General features: G+C 71.4%; 12 protein-coding genes and 3 tRNA genes. 7 read left to right on the top strand and 8 right to left on the bottom strand.

Annotated elements, in window-relative coordinates; translation table 11 throughout:
- Positions 1-46 precede the first annotated feature (46 nt).
- Complete coding sequence (locus MNZ29_RS00615; protein ID WP_242333412.1) at positions 47-208, bottom strand: Flp family type IVb pilin; 162 nt, start codon at positions 206-208, stop codon at positions 47-49.
- 540 nt (positions 209-748) lie between these two features.
- On the opposite strand from MNZ29_RS00615, the gene MNZ29_RS00610 reads away from it, so the two are divergent.
- Genes MNZ29_RS00610 through MNZ29_RS00600 form a run of 3 tightly spaced genes read left to right on the top strand, consistent with a single transcriptional unit; the run spans position 749 to position 3,575 of the window.
- Positions 749-1,366, top strand: coding sequence for an isoprenylcysteine carboxylmethyltransferase family protein (locus MNZ29_RS00610; protein WP_242333410.1), 618 nt, complete (start codon positions 749-751; stop codon positions 1,364-1,366).
- Between the two features lie 14 nt (positions 1,367-1,380).
- Complete coding sequence (locus tag MNZ29_RS00605; RefSeq protein ID WP_242333408.1) at positions 1,381-2,976, top strand: alpha/beta fold hydrolase; 1,596 nt, start codon at positions 1,381-1,383, stop codon at positions 2,974-2,976.
- 2 nt (positions 2,977-2,978) lie between these two features.
- On the top strand, positions 2,979-3,575 hold the full coding sequence (locus MNZ29_RS00600; RefSeq protein WP_242333406.1) for a metal-dependent hydrolase: 597 nt from the start codon (positions 2,979-2,981) through the stop codon (positions 3,573-3,575).
- Positions 3,576-3,629: 54 nt separating this feature from the next.
- Here MNZ29_RS00600 and MNZ29_RS00595 read toward each other — a convergent pair whose 3' ends face one another.
- From MNZ29_RS00595 to MNZ29_RS00570, 6 genes are all read right to left on the bottom strand, one after another.
- Positions 3,630-4,442, bottom strand: coding sequence for a hypothetical protein (locus tag MNZ29_RS00595; protein ID WP_242352182.1), 813 nt, complete (start codon positions 4,440-4,442; stop codon positions 3,630-3,632).
- The gene (locus tag MNZ29_RS00590; protein WP_242352179.1) at positions 4,439-5,233 is read right to left on the bottom strand and encodes an SDR family oxidoreductase; all 795 of its coding nucleotides are present in this window, start codon (positions 5,231-5,233) and stop codon (positions 4,439-4,441) included. The genes MNZ29_RS00595 and MNZ29_RS00590 overlap by 4 nt, the downstream gene beginning before the upstream one ends.
- Positions 5,234-5,392: 159 nt before the next feature.
- A complete protein-coding gene (locus MNZ29_RS00585) occupies positions 5,393-6,070 on the bottom strand; it encodes a hypothetical protein (RefSeq protein ID WP_242352177.1) in 678 nt (225 codons plus the stop codon).
- Between the two features lie 213 nt (positions 6,071-6,283).
- Entirely contained in the window at positions 6,284-7,030 is a 747-nt protein-coding gene (locus tag MNZ29_RS00580) for a hypothetical protein (RefSeq protein WP_242352174.1), read from the bottom strand.
- Between the two features lie 49 nt (positions 7,031-7,079).
- Positions 7,080-7,709 (bottom strand): zf-HC2 domain-containing protein, encoded by a 630-nt coding sequence (locus MNZ29_RS00575; RefSeq protein ID WP_242352172.1) that lies wholly within the window; start codon positions 7,707-7,709, stop codon positions 7,080-7,082.
- Positions 7,706-8,347, bottom strand: a complete 642-nt coding sequence (locus MNZ29_RS00570; RefSeq protein WP_242352170.1) for an RNA polymerase sigma factor — start codon at positions 8,345-8,347, stop codon at positions 7,706-7,708. The genes MNZ29_RS00575 and MNZ29_RS00570 overlap by 4 nt, the downstream gene beginning before the upstream one ends.
- Positions 8,348-8,454: 107 nt before the next feature.
- Between MNZ29_RS00570 and serS the strand changes: the two genes are divergently transcribed.
- The 4 genes from serS to MNZ29_RS00550 all read left to right on the top strand — a co-directional run bounded on the left by serS (position 8,455) and on the right by MNZ29_RS00550 (position 10,352).
- Positions 8,455-9,762 carry a serine--tRNA ligase gene (serS, locus tag MNZ29_RS00565; protein WP_242352169.1) on the top strand — a complete coding sequence of 436 codons (1,308 nt, stop codon included), beginning with the start codon at positions 8,455-8,457 and terminating at the stop codon, positions 9,760-9,762.
- A gap of 250 nt (positions 9,763-10,012) precedes the next feature.
- Positions 10,013-10,102 (top strand) — tRNA-Ser (locus MNZ29_RS00560).
- A 21-nt stretch (positions 10,103-10,123) separates the two neighbouring features.
- Positions 10,124-10,215, top strand: a tRNA-Ser gene (locus MNZ29_RS00555).
- Positions 10,216-10,275: 60 nt separating this feature from the next.
- Positions 10,276-10,352: transfer RNA gene (locus tag MNZ29_RS00550), tRNA-Arg, on the top strand.
- Between the two features lie 193 nt (positions 10,353-10,545).
- On the opposite strand, the gene MNZ29_RS24760 is transcribed toward MNZ29_RS00550, so the two are convergent.
- Complete coding sequence (locus MNZ29_RS24760; protein WP_242352167.1) at positions 10,546-15,996, bottom strand: DUF4011 domain-containing protein; 5,451 nt, start codon at positions 15,994-15,996, stop codon at positions 10,546-10,548.
- Positions 15,997-16,531 lie beyond the last annotated feature (535 nt).

Below are 16,531 nucleotides of genomic sequence, written 5' to 3'. Positions count from 1 at the left end.
CGGCCGCGGGACGCCTCGGCCGGCGCGTCGAGGATCACGAAGACCGCTACGGCGCCGAGACCGAGCCGGCGACGCTGTTGAACGTGGTGCTCAGGTTCGTCCCGAGGAGGCCCACGGCCGTGATGATCACGACCGCGATCAGGGCCACCATCACGCCGTACTCGACCGCCGTCGGCGCCGCCTCGTCCTTCCACAGCTTCCTCAGCATCTGAGTCATTGCCTGCCCCTTTCACTCACGCGAACGGTGCCCCCGTCGCGATGGTCCACACCGGCTGGGTGTGCCGTGCTCGCGCCCGCCCCCAGCCGGGCGTGCGGAGCGATCCCCGAGCGCCCGCGAGCGCCGGGAAACCTCTGCGGGCGGTCGCTCCTCCCAGGCCCATTCGGCGTCCGCACGGCGTCGTCGCCTCTCGAGGCGAAGAAGCTCGTCCGGTCGTCGCCGCGGCGCCTGCTCGGTTACTTCCCCCACATGCTCTCGACTGCTCTGCGGAGGTGCGGACGGTTGCCGTTCATCGGGAGTCCTGGGACCTCGGGACACTCGCTCGAGACGATCGTTCGTCGCCGGTCGAAAGCGAACGTTCTGCCTGCTGGACGCGCGGATCAGCGCGCGTCCCTGCTCGCTCTGCGAGTGAACGCGACCCAACAGGTTCCGGGCCTCGTATTAGGCCCGTCGGGTGCGTCGCGAAGGCGGGACCTTCTGCGGGGGCCCCACCGTTCGGGGCTCGTACACAGCGTGCTAGCATCGGAGCGCATGAGCGATCGGGTGACCAGCGCCGGGCTCTGGACGGCCTTCACGAACGTCGCGCTGGCAGCGCTCTACGGCGGGTTCGCCCTCACGCACGTCCACAGCTTCCAGGATCGCCCGCGCGCGAGCGTGCTGCTCATCGGCCTGTTCGAGACGCTGCTCGCGATCTTGTTCGTCGTCCGGCGCCAGGCAGCGGCCACCTCGAGCTCGCCTTCGGCGTGGGTGAGCACGCTCGCCGGGACGTACCTGCCGCTCCTCCTGCGCCCCGCGCCCGATGGGAACGATCTGTTCGCCGCGCAGGTGGTGCAGGCGATCGGAACCGCGCTCGGCGTCGCCGGCCTGATCTCCCTGAACCGCAGCGTGGGCCTCCTGCCGGCGAACCGCGGCATTCGCTCCGGCGGTGCCTACCGCCTCGTGCGCCACCCGCTCTACGCCTCGTACATGGTCGCGCACCTCGGCTACGTCGCGAGCAACTTCACCGTGAGGAATGTCGCGGTGGCGATCGCCGCGTTCGCCGCGCAGCTCGTCCGCATCCGCGGCGAGGAGGAGTTCCTCTCGCGCGATCCCGAGTACGCCGCCTACCGGGCGCGCACGCGCTGGCGGCTCCTGCCGTTCGTGTACTGAGCGGGCGCTGAGCGATGACAGGGACCGCGGACACGCTCGACGGGGAAGCTCGGCCACGGCGCGGTCGCCAGGGCGGGCGTCTCATCGCCGCCTGGCTCGTGGGGCTCGCGCTGCTCTCCGCCCCCGTCGTGTGGCGCGCGATGGGGGGCGCCGTCGAGGTGCACGCGTTCGTGATCCCCTCGCCCTCGCGCGTGCCGGTGCTCGAGGTGACGCGCGGCGTCCCCGATCGCGCGCGGCCCGTCGCGCTCCTCGTGCACGGGTTCCACTGCAACAAGTCGATGATGGTGCCGCTGGCGAGGCGGCTCGCCGCGAGCGGGGTCGACGCCTACGCGATCGACCTGCCTGGCCACGGGGCCTCGCGCGAGCCCTACTCGGACGCGCGCGCGGTCGCTGCCGCGCGGGAGGCGCTCGACGCCATCGCGGCGATGCGCGGGGTGGCGCGAGCGCGCGTCGGGCTCGTGGGCCACTCGTACGGTGCGAGCGTCCTCGCCCGCGTCGCGGGCCAGGACCCGGGGCGCCCCACGCTCGTGATGATCGGGCCGGGCTACGAGGGCGGGCTCTCGCCCGCCACCGGCAACCTGCTCGTCGTCACCGCCGAGCACGATTACGGGTTCATCGCGGGATTCGCCGAGGACATGCTGCGCGACGCCTCCGCTGGCACGCTCGAGCGGGCAGGCGAGCGCAGCGGTGAGCTCGCGCGGCGCGACGCGCGCGCCTGGCAGGTGGTCCCCGGAGCGGACCACCTCTCGCTCCTCGTCAGCCCGGCGGTGATGCGCGACACGCTCGCCTGGCTCGAGCCCGCGCTCCGCCCGACCGCCGACCCTGCCGCGGCCGTGGTGACGCCGCGCCTCGCCGGAGCCCTCGCGCTCCTCGCGCTCGCGGGGGCGGTCCTCCTCTCGGTGCTCGTCGCACGGGCGGGCGCGTGCGCCTCGGCGGCCGAGCCGAGCAGTCCGCCCGTGGCGAGCCGCGCGTGGCTCGTCGCGATCGGCGTGCTCGCGATCGGGATCGGGCTCCTCACGGCGCACGCCGTGACGCCGCTCGCGCTCGTGCGGCTGGGGGAGGGAGAGCGCGTGGCGTCGCTGCTCGCGGTGGCCGGCGTCGCCGCGAACGCGCTCGCGCTCGCGCGGTGGAGGCGGGCGCCGGGACCGGGAGCGCAGCAACTCGTCCGGGCGTTGCCGCCGGCGCTCCTGGCGGCGGCGCTGGTGTACGTCGCGGCGCTCGCCGGCGTGGACCGCGAGCTGTACCACGTGTCGCTTCTCGACTCCGCCCCCGAGCGGCGCGCAGCGGTGGTCGTGCTCGCCGCGGCGCTCTTCCCCTTCTTCGCGTTCGTGCAGGGTGTGGTCGGTCACGCGGGGGCGGACGAGGTCGGCGTCCGGCCCCGTGCGCGCACCGCAGCCGCTGTGGCGGTACTGTATGGCGCCGCCGCCGCCGTGCTCCCGCTCGCGGGCCCGCGGCTCGGCCGCTTCACGCTCTTCGTCGTCGCGATCGGCGCGTTCTGCGCCGTGGTCAGCGCGCTGCTCGACCGCGCCGCTCGCAACCCCGCCGTCGGCGCGATCTTCTCCGCGACGGTCACCGCGTGGGTGCTCGCGGTCGGCTTCCTCCGGTACTGACCATGTCGACCTTCGTCGGACACTCGCTCGCCGCCGCCGTCGTCGCCGCCTCTGCCGGCGATCGCCTCCGCGCGGAGCGTCCGCGCGCGGTCGTGGCGCTCGCGATCGCCGCTGCGCTCCTCCCCGACCTCGACGTGCTCTTCCTGCTGTGCGGGCCGGGGGCGGCGTCGCACCGCGGCCTCTCGCACAGCCTGCTGTTCGCGACGGCGTCGGCGGGCCTGCTGGCGCTCGCGGCGCGTCCGCTCGTGCGCGCTCCGCTGGGGCGGCTCTTCGCCGTGCTGCTCGTCGCAGCCCTGTCGCACCTGCTCCTCGACTTCCTCATGGGCGCCGGACCGCCCATCCGGCCGTTCGCGCCCTTCGACGAGCGCGGGTTCCTCGCGCCGGTCCGCCTCCTCCCGATCGCGTACTACGCGCGGTCGGCAGAGGGATACCGGTCGGCCGGGTTCCTGCTCCGGAACGGGCTCGCCGCCGCGCTCGAGCTCGCGATCCTCGCTCCCCCGCTCCTCCTGCTGAAGCCGGCGTGGGGTGCGAGGACGCGCGCGCTCGCCGCGACGCTCAGCGTCGCCGCGGTCCTGGCCACGCTCGCGCTCTACAACTGACGGTGCTGCCCCGCAGCAGCAACGTTCAGTAGCTCCGCGGCGGCGCTCTCGCCGTCACGACAGCTCGCTCACCGCCCCCTCCAGCGCCCCGGCGACCGTCGCGAGCGTCCGCTCCACCTGGGCCCGCGCCTCGGGCGTGAAGGTCTCGTCGTCCTCCGCGAGCAGATCGAGCTGCTCGGAGACGTACGCGGCGAGGGCCGGCTGGGAAGACTCGAGCGCGGCGGGCTCCTGCTCCAGCGTGCGCAGCGCGCCGAAGTCCACCGCCGCGAGGCGATCGCCGAAGGCCTGGTCGAACATCACCCAGGTCTCGAACGCCAGCTCCTGCGCGGCGCCGGCGCCGGACTCGGGCAGCGGCGCGGCCTCGAGCCAGGCGACGAGGTCGGGCTGCACGTTCATGAAGCGATCGCGCCGGCGCTGCACCTCGCGCGGCGCCTGGGCGGCGAGGTGGCGCCAGACGGCCTCCACGAGCTCGGGCGCGAGCTCCGTCCCGCTCTGCGAGCCGCGGTCGGGCAGCTCCGGCAGGGGCTCCTGCGCCGCTACCACGTTCGCCGGCGGCGGCGACTCCTCCTCGGGGCCGCCGCCAGCGGCGACGCGCGCCCACAGGCCGAAGAGGTTCGCGTAGAGCCGGCGCGCCTCGTCGGGCGAGGCGAAGTGCGGCTCGCCGGAGAAGACGCCCGGGATCACGGCGGAGCGCTGCTCGCCCGCCGCCTGCGCGCGCCGGAACGCCTCGGCGACCTCGGCGGCGTCGTGGCGCGAGCCCGCGCGGGCGAGGAGCGCGGTCAGCACCTCGGCGCCCTCGTAGGCGGGCGGGATGCCCTGCGCGGCGTCGCGGTCGCGATCGCGGTCCTTCGGGGAACGGCGGCTCATTTCTCCTCCCGGTGCGCGAGCGCGGCGAGACGGCGGACGACCGCGCGCGGCATGAAGCGGACGGCGGTCGAGGTGAGGCGGTAGACGGCGGTGGGGACGTGGACGACGGCGCGCCGCTCGATCTGCGCGAGCGCCTCGCGCGCCGCCTCTTCGGCGGTGAGCAGGCCCGGCACGCGCTCGAAGCGGCTCCCGACCCCGGCCACCTCGCCGAACTCGGTCGAGACGGGCCCCGGGCAGTAGGCGCCGACGTACACGCCCGTGCCGCGCAGCTCCTCGGCGAGCCCCTCCGAGAACGACAGCACGAACGCCTTCGTCGCGCCGTAGACGCTCATGTAGGGCGTCGCCTGGAAGGCCGCGGCCGACGCGACGTTGAGGAGGACGCCGTCGCCGGCGGCGCGCAGGTCGGGCAGGAGCGCGTGCGAGAGGAGGACGAGCGTCTCGCAGTTCAGCCGGATCATCTCGCGCACCCGGGCCGGGTCGAGCCGCTCGAACTGGCCGTAGGCGCCGAAGCCGGCGTTGTTCACGAGCCAGGCGGCGCCGCCGTGCTCGCGCGCGGCCTCCGCGACCTTCTCGGGCGCACCCTCCCGGGCGAGATCGACCGTGAAGGGGATGATCTCGGCCTGGCCGAGCGCGCGCGCTTCGGCGGCGAGGGTCTGGAGCCGCTCGATGCGGCGAGCGATCGCGAGCACCGGGCGGCCGCGGCGGGAGATGTCGCGGGCCAGGGCGGCGCCGATGCCGGCGGAGGCGCCGGTGACGACGGCCAGCGTGGGACGAGGGTCGGTCGGGGACATGCGCGCCGCAAGGATAATGGCGATCGGGCGCGGTGGCGCGTGGGGCGACCGGCCGGGGCGTCGATTCGTCGCTCTCCGCCGGATCCGGCAGGTCCCAGCCGCCAAAGGCGAGGACCCCGCCTTACGGACGGGGCTCCCCCAAAGACGGCGCCGACTCGCCTACTGACAGGCGTTCCCGCCATGGTTCTCGACCGGCTTGCAGGCGGGACCGCGGATGCCGCTGTTCGAGCGGGAGATGCACACCGGCGTGCCGCTCGTCGTGTCCCAGAAGTTGGCGGGCACCCACTGCTCGCTGCTGGCGCCCTCGACAGGCTGCAGCGTCACGCCCACCACGCTGCACACGAGCTGGCCCTCGTAGGAGGACGAGGTGCAGGCGGAGTTGCCCGGCTTGTTCGTGGCGGTGAGCACGAGCGTGACGTTCTTCGGCGCGCACGCCGCGGAGCCGCCGCTGCAGGTGTCGAACGAGCGGCCGCAGCCGTCGCAGTGGTGCGTGCGGACGTCGCCGGTGGTGCAGTTGCAGCCGGACAGGTCCGCGTTGACGTTCCAGAGCCAGCCGCCGACGGGCTTGCCCTGCGCGTTCCTCGCGACGGGCGTCACGTCGGCCGCGTTCTGGATCGAGAACGTCTGCGTGCTGCAGCCGTCCACGACGACCGTGAGCTGCGCGTCGGCGAGCGGGTTCGGGACGAGGACCTGGTCGTAGAAGCCCTTCGAGAGCTGGACGGTCACCTGGAGCGAGCCTTCGGTGAGGTCCCCGGCGCTCGGGCTCAGGATGATCGCGGGGTCGGCGGCGAGAGAGAGGGAGGGGACGGCGAGGACGACGAGTGCGGCGAGGCGCATGCGAGGGAGTGCTCCGAACTGCGGGGATGCGTCGCACTCTCCGATGGAGGCGCAGGTGGGCGATATCGCGTGGGTGTGTGACACTCTGCCGCACTACACGACGCCGCCTCACCTCCGCTGCCGCGTCGTCCGCGTTCGTCGCCAAGCTGCCCAGACACGAGCGCCCTCTCCCCGCTGCTCGCGGGAAGAGGGCGCGGAGACTCCGGACCGCAGCTAGTTGTCGTCGTCTCCGTCCGGCCCGTTCATCGGACAGTTCGGGTTCGGGCAGTCACCGCCCATCATCCCCATCCCCATGCCGCCGCCCATCCCTCCGGCGCCCATGCCCATGCCCATGCCGGGCCCCATCCCCATGCCGTCGCCGCGCATCCTCATGCGGCCGCCCATGCCCATTCCCATTCCGGGGCCGGGGCCGTGCCCGAAGCGCCGCTGGAAGCGCTCGAGGAAGAGCACCGCGCGGGCGCGCTTGTCGGGGGTGAGGTCCTTCACGAGCGCCTGCGTCGCGTCGCGATCGATCGACTCGAGCTGGCTGCGGGTGGCGTAGAGCCGCTGGATGGCCTGATCGACCTCGGCGGCGGTGACCTTCTCGCCGGATGCCGCGCGACGCAGGGTCTGGTTGGCCTCCATGAGCTGCTTGTGCGCGGCGAGGCGCTTCTCGTCGGACTTGGCGAGCTGGTCGGAGAGCTTCACCGCCTCGGCCGGCTCGAGGTCGAGCGCCTCGGCGAGGCCGAGCGTGCGCGCGACGCGCATGCGCCGCTCCATCCGCTGCGGATCGCCGCGTCCCTGGCCCATACCCATGCCCCCGCCCTGCCCGTGCATCGGGCCGGCGCCAGGGCCCGGCGGCTGCGCCTGCTGCGCGCCGCCCGGCTTCGGCGGCGGTGGCTGCTGCTGCTTCTGCGGCGGTCCCGCCTGCGCGAAGGCGGCGAGCGGGAACACGAGTGCCGCGATGAGGAGCTTCCTCATACGTCTCTCCCTTCGTTGTCGAACGGGGCACGGCCGGGGTGGCCGTGCCTCACTGCACCGCGGCTTCCGCCGCGAACGCCATCTCCTCGCCCTCGGCGAGGGACTGGAGGACCGAGCTGTCCTCCCAGAGCTCATCGGGATCCGGCTCCTGCCACGACGCCGCCTGGACCTGGGCCGTCGCGGCCCCCGCCCCCGAGACGGACGCGGACGCGAGCTCGGGGTGCTCGCGGTCGCCGGCGGACCCGCCCAGCGCGAGGGCCGGGCCGCGCAGCTCGACGGCCGTGCCCGAGTGGCCTGCGACGTCGCTCACCCGCGGCAGCTCCCCGAGCTGCGGCCGCCGCTCCCCGGTCACGAACGGCAGGAGCGGCACGAGCGAGAGCGCCGCCACCGCGCCCATCGCGAACGCGATGCGCCGGAGGACGCCGCGCCGCCGCTCGCCCTGGCGCACCGCCTCGACGGCGCGCTCCGGCAGGTCGGCGAGGACGCGCCGCTCCGCCGGGGTGGGCGCGGGCAGCCGCGCGAGCCGGAGCGCCTCGGCACTGGCCTCGACGTCGTCGCGGCAGGCCGGGCAGCTCGCGAGGTGCGCCTCGAGGCGGGCGCGCTCCTCCCCGCGCAGCGCGTTCGCCGCGTGGAGCGAGAGGAGCACGTCGTACTCGCTGCAGGCGGGCGCGGAGCTCATGGCTGGCCCTCCGGGGCGAGCGCGGCGCGCAGCTTTCGCGTGGCGTGGTGGAAGCTCACGCGCGCGGCGTTCTCGCTGATGCCGAGCGTGTCGGCGATCTCGGCGAACGGCAACTCCGCGTCCACGCGCAGCGTGAGGACCTCGCGCATGCGGCGCGGCAGGCGGACGACGGCGGCCCGGACCGCGGCGGCGCGCTCCGCCTCCTCGAGCGCCTCGACCGCGACCGCCGGGTGGGCCTCGCTCTGCCCGAGCGCCTCGAGCGAGGTGCGCCCGAGGCGCAGCTCGTCGCGCAGGTGGTTCTTCGCGAGGTTCACGGCGATGCGCACGAGCCAGCGGCGGAAGGCGAAGCCCTCGCGCTCGCCGCGGCGGAGCGTGCGGCGCGCCGCCTCGAGGGCGCGCAGGAAGGTGCGCTGCGCGAGATCGCGGGCGTCCTCCGGCGTGCGCGCGTAGCGGCGGACGATGGAGAGGACGAGCCGCTCGTGGCGGCGGACGAGGTCGCCGAACGCGTCGTCGTCGCCGACGAGGAACGCGGCGAGGAGCGCGTCGTCGGGAGTGCCCTCGCCCGGGGACGCTCGCGCCGCGCCGCCGGGGAGCACCCGGAACGACGGTCGCCGCGTCCTGTCTCCGTCGTCAGGCATGCCGTTCGCGCGGGCCACGGCTCATGAGACCCCTTGCCCGCACAGAAGTTAAAAGCTACTCCTACCGGCCGATTTCACGCTCCTTTTCGGGGCGAGACAGGATCACCATGCTCGACCTCAGGGCCGTCGCCCAGGACTTCGAGAGCTTCGAGAAGAAGCTCGCCCGACGCGGGGAGGCGGCCGTCCAGGCGATCGCCCCCGTGAAGCCGCTCGCCGCGCGCCGCCGCGAGCTGAACGTGCTGCTCGAGAGGCAGAAGAAGGAGCAGAGCGACGCGAACGGCCGGATCCGCGAGCTCATGCGGACCGACAGGGCGGCCGGCGAGAAGGCGCGCGCCGAGCTGCGCGTGATCGGCGACACGGTGAAGGCGACCGAGCAGGAGCTCGGGCAGGTCGAGGCGGAGATCGAGCGGCTCCTCCTGCTCGTGCCGAACCCGCCGCACGAGTCGGTGCCGGACGGCAAGGACGAGCACGACAACCGCGTCGTCTCGACCTGGGGCGAGAAGGCGAAGCTCGACTTCACGCCGAGGCCGCACTGGGAGCTCGGCGAGGCGCTCGGGATCCTCGAGTGGCAGCAGGCCGCGAAGCTCTCCGGCTCGCGCTTCACCATCTACAAGGGCGCCGCCGCCCGCCTCGAGCGCGCGCTCGCCGCGTTCTTCATCGACGTGCACGCGAGCCGCGGGTACACGGAGATCCTGCCGCCCTACCTCGTGACCGCCGAGACGATGACCGGCACGGGGCAGCTCCCCAAGTTCGAGGAGGACCTCTTCAAGACACAGGGCGAGTCGCCGCTGTACCTCATCCCGACGGCCGAGGTCCCGGTGACGAACATGCACCGGGGCGAGATCTTCGAGGCGAACCAGCTCCCCATCTCGTACTGCGCCTGGACGCCGTGCTTCCGCGCCGAGGCGGGCGCCGCCGGCCGCGACACCCGCGGCCTCATCCGCCAGCACCAGTTCCACAAGGTGGAGCTCGTGAAGTTCGCGAAGGCGGAGGAGAGCTACGCCGAGCACGAGAAGATGGTGGACGACGCCTGCGAGGTGCTGCGCCGCCTCGGCCTCCACCACCGCGTGTCGCTCCTGTGCGCGGGCGACATGGGCTTCTCGTCCGCGAAGACCTACGACATCGAGGTGTGGTGCCCGGGCCAGGACGCGTACCGGGAGATCAGCTCGGTCTCGAACTGCGAGGACTTCCAGGCGCGCCGCATCCGCGTGCGCTACCGCGGCGAGGGCGGGAAGCCGAGGCTCGCGCACACGCTCAACGGCTCGGGCGTCGCCATCGGCCGGACGGTGGTGGCGATCCTGGAGCAGTACCAGCAGGCGGACGGGACGGTGATGGTGCCCGAGGCGCTCCGGCCGTACATGGGCGGGCTCGAGCACATCGCGGCGCAGGCGTTTCCGAGGGGGGTGGAGAGGTAGCGGGCGCCTGCCCTCCCCTCCTCCGCTCTGTCCCGAGCGTTGCGAGGCCGCAGGCCGAGCGAGGTCGAGGGATCCCTCCTCCGAACCGCCCGCCGTTACGCGAAATCGAGGGACCCGAGCCCCTCCCCTCGCCTCCCACCCGCCGCCGTGCTTCTCCCCTTGATCCCCGCCCGCCGGTGCCGTATATGGGCCGTCCGCTCGCGCGCGCCGAAGGCGCCCGCTGGCAACGTTTCGGAACGAGGACGGATTCGGAGGAGTGGCCGAGCGGTTTAAGGCGGCGGTCTTGAAAACCGCAGAGGGTTCACGCCCTCCGAAGGTTCGAATCCTTCCTCCTCCGCCAGGTGAAGGAGAACGAGGGTTCGGAAAGGTGGCCGAGAGGCCGAAGGCGCTGGTTTGCTAAACCAGTATACGGGGTGACCTGTATCGAGGGTTCGAATCCCTCCCTTTCCGCCAGTCAGTCGTGCAGCAACCCGGCCCAGCGCATCGCGGCCGGCACAGTCGAATAGGCTTCAAGGGCCCTTAGCTCAGTTGGATAGAGCGTCGGACTACGAATCCGAAGGCCAGAGGTTCAAATCCTCTAGGGCCCGCCAGTCATCACGAGGCCTCACCGGTACTTGCCGGTGGGGCCTTCGTGTTTCTGGAGGACGCTGCTAGCCATTCGCTTCAGGGCCGGAAGCCAAGGGGGCGACTGCTGAGTTCCCGCTCGGCTGGATGGACTCCGCCAGGCATGACGCTGTGCTGGTTCGGCCACCGTCCGACGTACGAGCGCCGACGCCCCCGACGTCACCCTGCATTCACGCCCAACTCCCTTCTACCAACCTGGTCACCGGCCGCAGTGCGCCTGATCTCCTTAATGCAGAGCGTTTTCCGCACCCCACCCGGCACGTGGAAAGGCACCTCGTCTCCAACGACCGCGCCGAGTAGCGCCTGGGCGAGCGGTGCCGCAGAGCCGATGAGCCCGTCGCGCACGGCAGGGACGTGCCCGACGATTCGAACGGTCAGCACGTCATCCGGATGCGCGATATCCACGTAGCGCACGAGGTCCCCGACCTCAACCTCCAGATCGTCATCCGGGCCGACCAACACTTGCTGCACGACCTCCCGCGCGCTCGCGGCATCCCGCGCCGCGTCGGGCCTCCCCTCCGGAATCGCGCCGCCCTCCTCGATCCACGTCGAGAGCGGGGAGTGATCGGGCCGCCAAGTCGTACGAAGGTCGTTGAGAAACCCGAGCAGCTTCTCGATCTCGGCGCGCGGCGACCGGAACCAGTCGGTTGACCAGATCCTCCAAATCCTCCCGCGCCAACCGAGCGACTCGAGGATCTCCTGTCGGATTCGATCGCGGTCCCGGACCGAGCGAGCCGAGTGATACGTCGCCCCGTCACACTCGATGGCGGCGAGGTAGGCGCCTGGGTAATCTGGGTGCTTCACCGCGATGTCGACGCGATAGCCGGTCACACCAAGCTGGGGTGTAACCTCGAAGCCCCGTGCCTTTAGGACCCCGATCACGGCCGCCTCGAACTCGCTCTCCGGCTCGATACCCGTGTCCTCGGCCGTAGCGAGTTGCCCCGTCCTCGCGTATTCGAGGTAGTCGCGGAGCGCGCGCGTCCCCGCGGGCGTGCCGTTGTCTACGACAATGTCGTCAGGTCGCAGCGACGTGAACACTGTCACTGACTGGCGCGCCCGCGTGAAGAGAACGTTGAGCCGGCGCCACCCGCCGCTCCTGCTGATCGGTCCGAAGTTCTGGCGCACCGCGCCGGCGCCCGGTGGCCGGCCGAATGTCGTCGAGATGATGATGGCGTCGCGCTCGTCACCCTGGACGTTCTCCAGGTTCTTCACGAAGAGCGGATGGCCCTTCTCGAGCCAGTGCTGGCGGAAGCGCTCCGCGCCCTCTGAGCGACGGACCCGCTCGTCGAGCAGCTCCGCGATAACGTCCCGCTGCTTGATGTTCAAGGTTACGACGCCGAGAGACGCGTCCGGGCGGCGCTCCGCGTGCTCCACGATGGCATCGACCACGCGCCGCGCCTCGACCAAGTTCACCTGGTCCTCGTACACGGCGTCCGCAAGATAGACGGCTTTCACGCCGAGCCGATCGCTCTGCCCGTACGGCGACGGGAAGATGACCAGGTTCTTGTTGTAGAAGTTGTGGTTCGAGAACGCGATGAGCGAGTGGTGCTGCGAGCGATAGTGCCAACGCAGCGCGCGCAGCGGGCGGAAATGCGCGGAGCACACGTCGAGGATGCTCTCCGCGTCGTCCGTCGCGAACTGGGCCTCGTCGCCGTCGGTCGCAGTCGCGCGGGAGAAGAACGACGTGGGCGGGAGCTGCTTCGGATCTCCCACCACGACGAGCTGACGACCGCGCGCCACCGCGCCGAGGGCCTCTTCGGGGCGGAGCTGCGAGGCCTCGTCCATGATGATGACATCGAAGCGAAGGCCGGCAGGATCCAGGAATTGGGCAACGGACTGCGGCCCCATCATGAAGCAGGGCTTAAGGGCTTGAACCGCCTTTCCTGCCCGCCGGAGCAGCGCGCGCACCGGGACGCGCGGCCGCTGCTGGGGCAAGAGGTACTCAATCAGCGCCATCTCGGTCTTCTCGGCGACCCGTGCTCCATTCCTGCCGTCCGGGGGGTTCGCCCTGCTCTTGCTCTGGGCCGCGATGGCCAGCCCGCGGAGCGCGATCACCTCGCGATCGAGCCGCTGGAACTCGTCGCGTACCCGCCCGTGCTTGAGCCCCGAGAACATCCCGAGCTCAGGGTGCCGTGCGAACGCGTCGTGGACGATGCTCGAATGGACGCAATACGAGTAGGCGTCGCCGCCCTCATGCGGCGCAAGCTCACGCCGCTCCAGCATCGCCACGAACGCGCCGAGTCCGAGCTCCTCGGCCTCCCGGCGGCGCGAAAGGTACTGCGACCAAGGCACCAGCGCTTCGACGGCGCCGCGCGCCCGCTCGCAGCGGGCGCGGAACCCCGCCGCGAAACCGGGCAGGTCCTTCTCCGGCGTGGTCCCACTCCAAGCCTCGAGCTCGAGCTCGCCGTACGGAACCAACGCCGCGGTATACGCCGAGCAGTGCGCGAGCCCCTCAGAGAGCTCACGCGCAATCTGCCGCAGGATTCGGGCTCGTTCAACGGGATGTCCGGAGCGCAGGAACGCCCGCACAGGTGCGGGGAGCTCGAGCTGCTCGAAGCCCCGCACGAACGCATGGAGGTCGAGGAGCCGCTCCACGTCTGTATCGGCGCCGGCGAACGCGGCCCCGAGCAGCTGCCTGAGGACGACGTTGTCCAAGACCTTTTCTCGGACCTTGACCCGCTCAACCGCCGCCACACACCCCTCGAGAGCGTCTTCGAATCTTGCGTGTGACGGCACCTCCGTGGCGAGCCACTCGGCGTGAGGTTCGAGCGACGTGACGAGCGCATCTACCTTCCGGAGCGAGGGCCCCAGGTCAGCGTCGGGTGCCTGGTTGGCGACCTCCCCGACAACGGCATCGAGCGCGGCGAGGCCCTCCTTCACCTTCGTTGACCCGGTACGGAGCGGCGAAAGCCGGCGCCGTAGGGCGCGGAGCGCCTCAGGATCGACAGCGGCCGGCTCAAAGAGGCGGGCACCCAGCTCCTCTTGGGCCGAGGCCACGGCGACGTTCCAGCGCGCGACCGCAAGATGCTCGTCGAGCGGGAACGGCTCATCCGGCGCCGGGCTCCCCAGGACACTCGTCCAAGCCTCGTGCTTGCGCCAGGCAACCCCCAGGCGATCAAGGCGCAGCAGCTCCTCGAGCTGCCGCAGCCGCTCGGCCACGGGCTTCCGTGCCTTGACCCTCGAGAGCCGCTTGTGGAGCCGGATCGCCTTCCGCCAGCTGCTCTGGAACACGCGGTACCAGGCGGCTCCTTCCCGCAGCGTCTTCACGGCGTCAGTCAGCTCCTGCTCGGACGGAAGGAGATCCAGGTACAGGTCGCGTTCCAGCTCCTCCCGCGCCGCCGTCCACTCCCGCAGCGCACCCGCGAGCGACTCGAGCACTCGTAGCGCGCTAGGATCCGCTAACTTCCCGCACTGAACACGGAGGGCGTCGATGGGCGCGCCATCAACGAGCGACACGAGGGCGTACAGCCCTTCGTTCACAGCGCGCGTCGCGGGCAACGTGAGCTGCGCGTCCAAGCAAAACACGCGCACATGCTCGAGCCCATCTGCGATGCGGCCCCGCGCGCGCACCAGCATCTCAAGCCTATCGCGGATCTCGCGGGCGGAACCGAGCGTCACGCCCGCATCGGAGGCGCGGGCCGCAACCTCCCGCAGCCCGGCCAGGCGCGCCGCGTCAGCTGCGGATTCGCGCAGCAGGCCGCGATCGACGGACGAAGCGAGCGACCTGTAGCGCGCGACCTGCTCAGCGAGCGCCTCCAGCTCTCGGCGCGACGCCACGCCGGTGGCGTCGCTCTCGAAGAGCCGGGGCACGAGCTCGAGCGGCCAGCGCTCGTCCACGTGGGACACCAGCGCGTCGAGCACCGCGGCCCAGCCCTCCAGGTCCTCACGCGTGGCGCCACGCGGCCCCGCTGGGAGCAACGCGCCGTACCGGTGGGCCGCCTCCTGGAACCCAGCTAGCCAGCCCTCCGCACCCTCCAGGATGCGCGCAATCCGCTGCTCTACCTCGGGGGTGATCGGCGCTGGGCGGAAGCCGTGAAATGGGGCTTCGGGGCCGACCTGACCACCGATCGCCTCGAGCTGCCTGCCCAGATGCTCGAGCGCAACGACGCGGCGGGCGAGCTCGTCCGGACTGAGCGAGGTGGCATCGTCGACTTTGACCTGCGTGAGCCGCGCAGCCTCCGGTCCGAGGCGTAGCCGGTGCCGCTCGGCAAGCCACATCGCGGAATGCAGCGTCAGCCCGAGGCCATTCGCGCCGGGCTGGTTCAACAGCTCCACGTATCGCTGTAGAGCCCTCCTCCGCTCCTCGAGTTGCCGGTGCTTGAACGGCAGCCCGTCGGCGGCCGTGGAACGGTATCGGGTCCGCCTCTCGACGGCCTCGATCACCTGCTTCTTGCTGGTCTTATTGCTGTGCAGCTCGAGGACGAACGGGTCGAGGTGGGCGCGCGCGAGCCGGGTTCGGACCACCTCGAGCGCGGCCATCTTCTCTGAGACGAACAGGACCGACTTGCCGGCCGCGATGCACGCGGCGATTAGGTTGGTGATCGTCTGCGACTTCCCGGTGCCCGGAGGCCCCTCGATGACCAGGTTCCTCCGGAGCGCGAGCGCGTCCACGAGCGCGTTGTGCTGGGAGCTGTCCGCGTCGAATACGAGCGGGATCTGCGCGCCCGGGTCCGCTTCGACCGGATGCTCCTCGCCGTCCCCGTAAGCCGGTGCACCATGCGCGCCGCCCTCGCCGTCCGGCGAGCCGCCGCTGAACACCTGGCGCACGATCGGGTGGTCCACGAGGCCATTCGAAGCGCCGGCTGCCCAGTGCTTGGGCTCGAGATCCCGGAAGAGAAGCATGTTCGAGAAGCTGAGGAGGCAGAGCGAGACTCTCCGCCGTACGGCGAAGCCAGGTCTCGTTGCCACCACCCGGGCGACCGAGCGGAGGTATTCTTCGACGTCGAGGTCCTCGTCGTCCCCGAGATCGGGAAGCACAACCTCGTAGTCCTGGCGCAGCTTCTCTCGAAGCGAGAGGTTCTCCGCGACATCGTCGCCGGTGTGCTGGAGCCAGAAGCGCTGCTGTCCGTTCGACTCCGCCCGCGAGAGGGCGACCGGGACGCTTACGAGGGGGGCGAGGAACGTGCGATCGCTCTGCTGTTGGTCCGGAAGCTCGAGGAACCCAAGCACCAGGAACAGCATGTTGGCGCCCGTCTCCTCGATGGCGAGGTGCGCCTCGCGCTCGAGCTTTCGGCAGTGCTTTGCCAGGTCGTCGGGGTAGAGAAGCGCCCGGAGCAGTGCCGAGGACCCGTTGCCGCCGACTTGCCGCGGGAGATCGTAGGCCGTCGGAATGCCCTGCTTGCGCGCCCACTCGAGAGGCTCGGGCCGCATCTTCCGGCCGTTCCGCTCGATCCAGTCGCGACGGGGCGGCTCGGGCAGTCCGGTGATCGAGACGGTGCCCTCGAGCAGCTTTCGGTAAATGGCGCCGGGTTGGCCTTCCGAGAATTGGAGCGCCTTTCCGGCCGTATGCCTGAAGTTGATCAGGCGATTGCGGCCGGTGAGGTCAAGGAGCTTGAGGCGGAGCTTCTCGAGTGCACCGCCGAGTTCCTGTGAAGAGGAAGAATCAGGCACAGTGGGCTCCGTGTCCCGGTGTCATGGGCCGAAGGGAGGATAGCAGCTCCATCGCGGCTCGCGTCTCCGACGAGCGGACGAGGTTCTGGCGCGGAGCGTTCCTCGCGTTTGTCAAGCGCGGCGTGGCGACTGTACGGAGGAGACACATACCCGCGTCACATACTCCGGGCACACCGAACCCTGTTCCTCCCCGAGGAGATGGACGTCGTATACGCGGTTACCCTGGCTGGGTGGCGCTTACGGGTTTCGACCCGTGGGCGCACTGCGATGCGAGCGGGATACGCCACTGCTGCACGGGGGCCGGCTCGACATGAAAACTGGAGCGGTGGATAGTTTCCGCGTATCGCAGTTGCGAGGCCCTCGATCAGCGAGAACTCAAGGAGTAAAGAACAGATGAATCCCACGAGCACTGGCTGGATATTCCTCGCTGGGGATTATTGGGCGTGCATCAAAGATACGAGAACCCTTGCCCTGAGACATGGGCTGATTTGGTACTCCGGACGACCGAATGAAGCCGGTCCGCATCCGGGAGACC

This window comes from Anaeromyxobacter sp. SG64, from assembly GCF_022690745.1.
Classification (GTDB): domain Bacteria; phylum Myxococcota; class Myxococcia; order Myxococcales; family Anaeromyxobacteraceae; genus Anaeromyxobacter; species Anaeromyxobacter soli.
Note: the sequence above shows the minus strand (reverse complement) of the source record. Positions and strands in the feature narration are given on the sequence as shown.

What these genes read in the sequence shown, in the direction of transcription:
- MNZ29_RS00570 (WP_242352170.1), bottom strand. Translation starts at nt 8,347, where the DNA reads ATGCCTGACGACGGAGACAGGACGCGGCGACCGTCGTTCCGGGTGCTC.
- MNZ29_RS00610 (WP_242333410.1), top strand. Translation starts at nt 749, where the DNA reads ATGAGCGATCGGGTGACCAGCGCCGGGCTCTGGACGGCCTTCACGAAC.
- MNZ29_RS00575 (WP_242352172.1), bottom strand. Translation starts at nt 7,709, where the DNA reads ATGAGCTCCGCGCCCGCCTGCAGCGAGTACGACGTGCTCCTCTCGCTC.
- MNZ29_RS00585 (WP_242352177.1), bottom strand. Translation starts at nt 6,070, where the DNA reads ATGCGCCTCGCCGCACTCGTCGTCCTCGCCGTCCCCTCCCTCTCTCTC.
- MNZ29_RS00590 (WP_242352179.1), bottom strand. Translation starts at nt 5,233, where the DNA reads ATGTCCCCGACCGACCCTCGTCCCACGCTGGCCGTCGTCACCGGCGCC.
- MNZ29_RS00600 (WP_242333406.1), top strand. Translation starts at nt 2,979, where the DNA reads ATGTCGACCTTCGTCGGACACTCGCTCGCCGCCGCCGTCGTCGCCGCC.
- MNZ29_RS00580 (WP_242352174.1), bottom strand. Translation starts at nt 7,030, where the DNA reads ATGAGGAAGCTCCTCATCGCGGCACTCGTGTTCCCGCTCGCCGCCTTC.
- MNZ29_RS00605 (WP_242333408.1), top strand. Translation starts at nt 1,381, where the DNA reads ATGACAGGGACCGCGGACACGCTCGACGGGGAAGCTCGGCCACGGCGC.
- serS (WP_242352169.1), top strand. Translation starts at nt 8,455, where the DNA reads ATGCTCGACCTCAGGGCCGTCGCCCAGGACTTCGAGAGCTTCGAGAAG.
- MNZ29_RS00595 (WP_242352182.1), bottom strand. Translation starts at nt 4,442, where the DNA reads ATGAGCCGCCGTTCCCCGAAGGACCGCGATCGCGACCGCGACGCCGCG.
- MNZ29_RS00615 (WP_242333412.1), bottom strand. Translation starts at nt 208, where the DNA reads ATGCTGAGGAAGCTGTGGAAGGACGAGGCGGCGCCGACGGCGGTCGAG.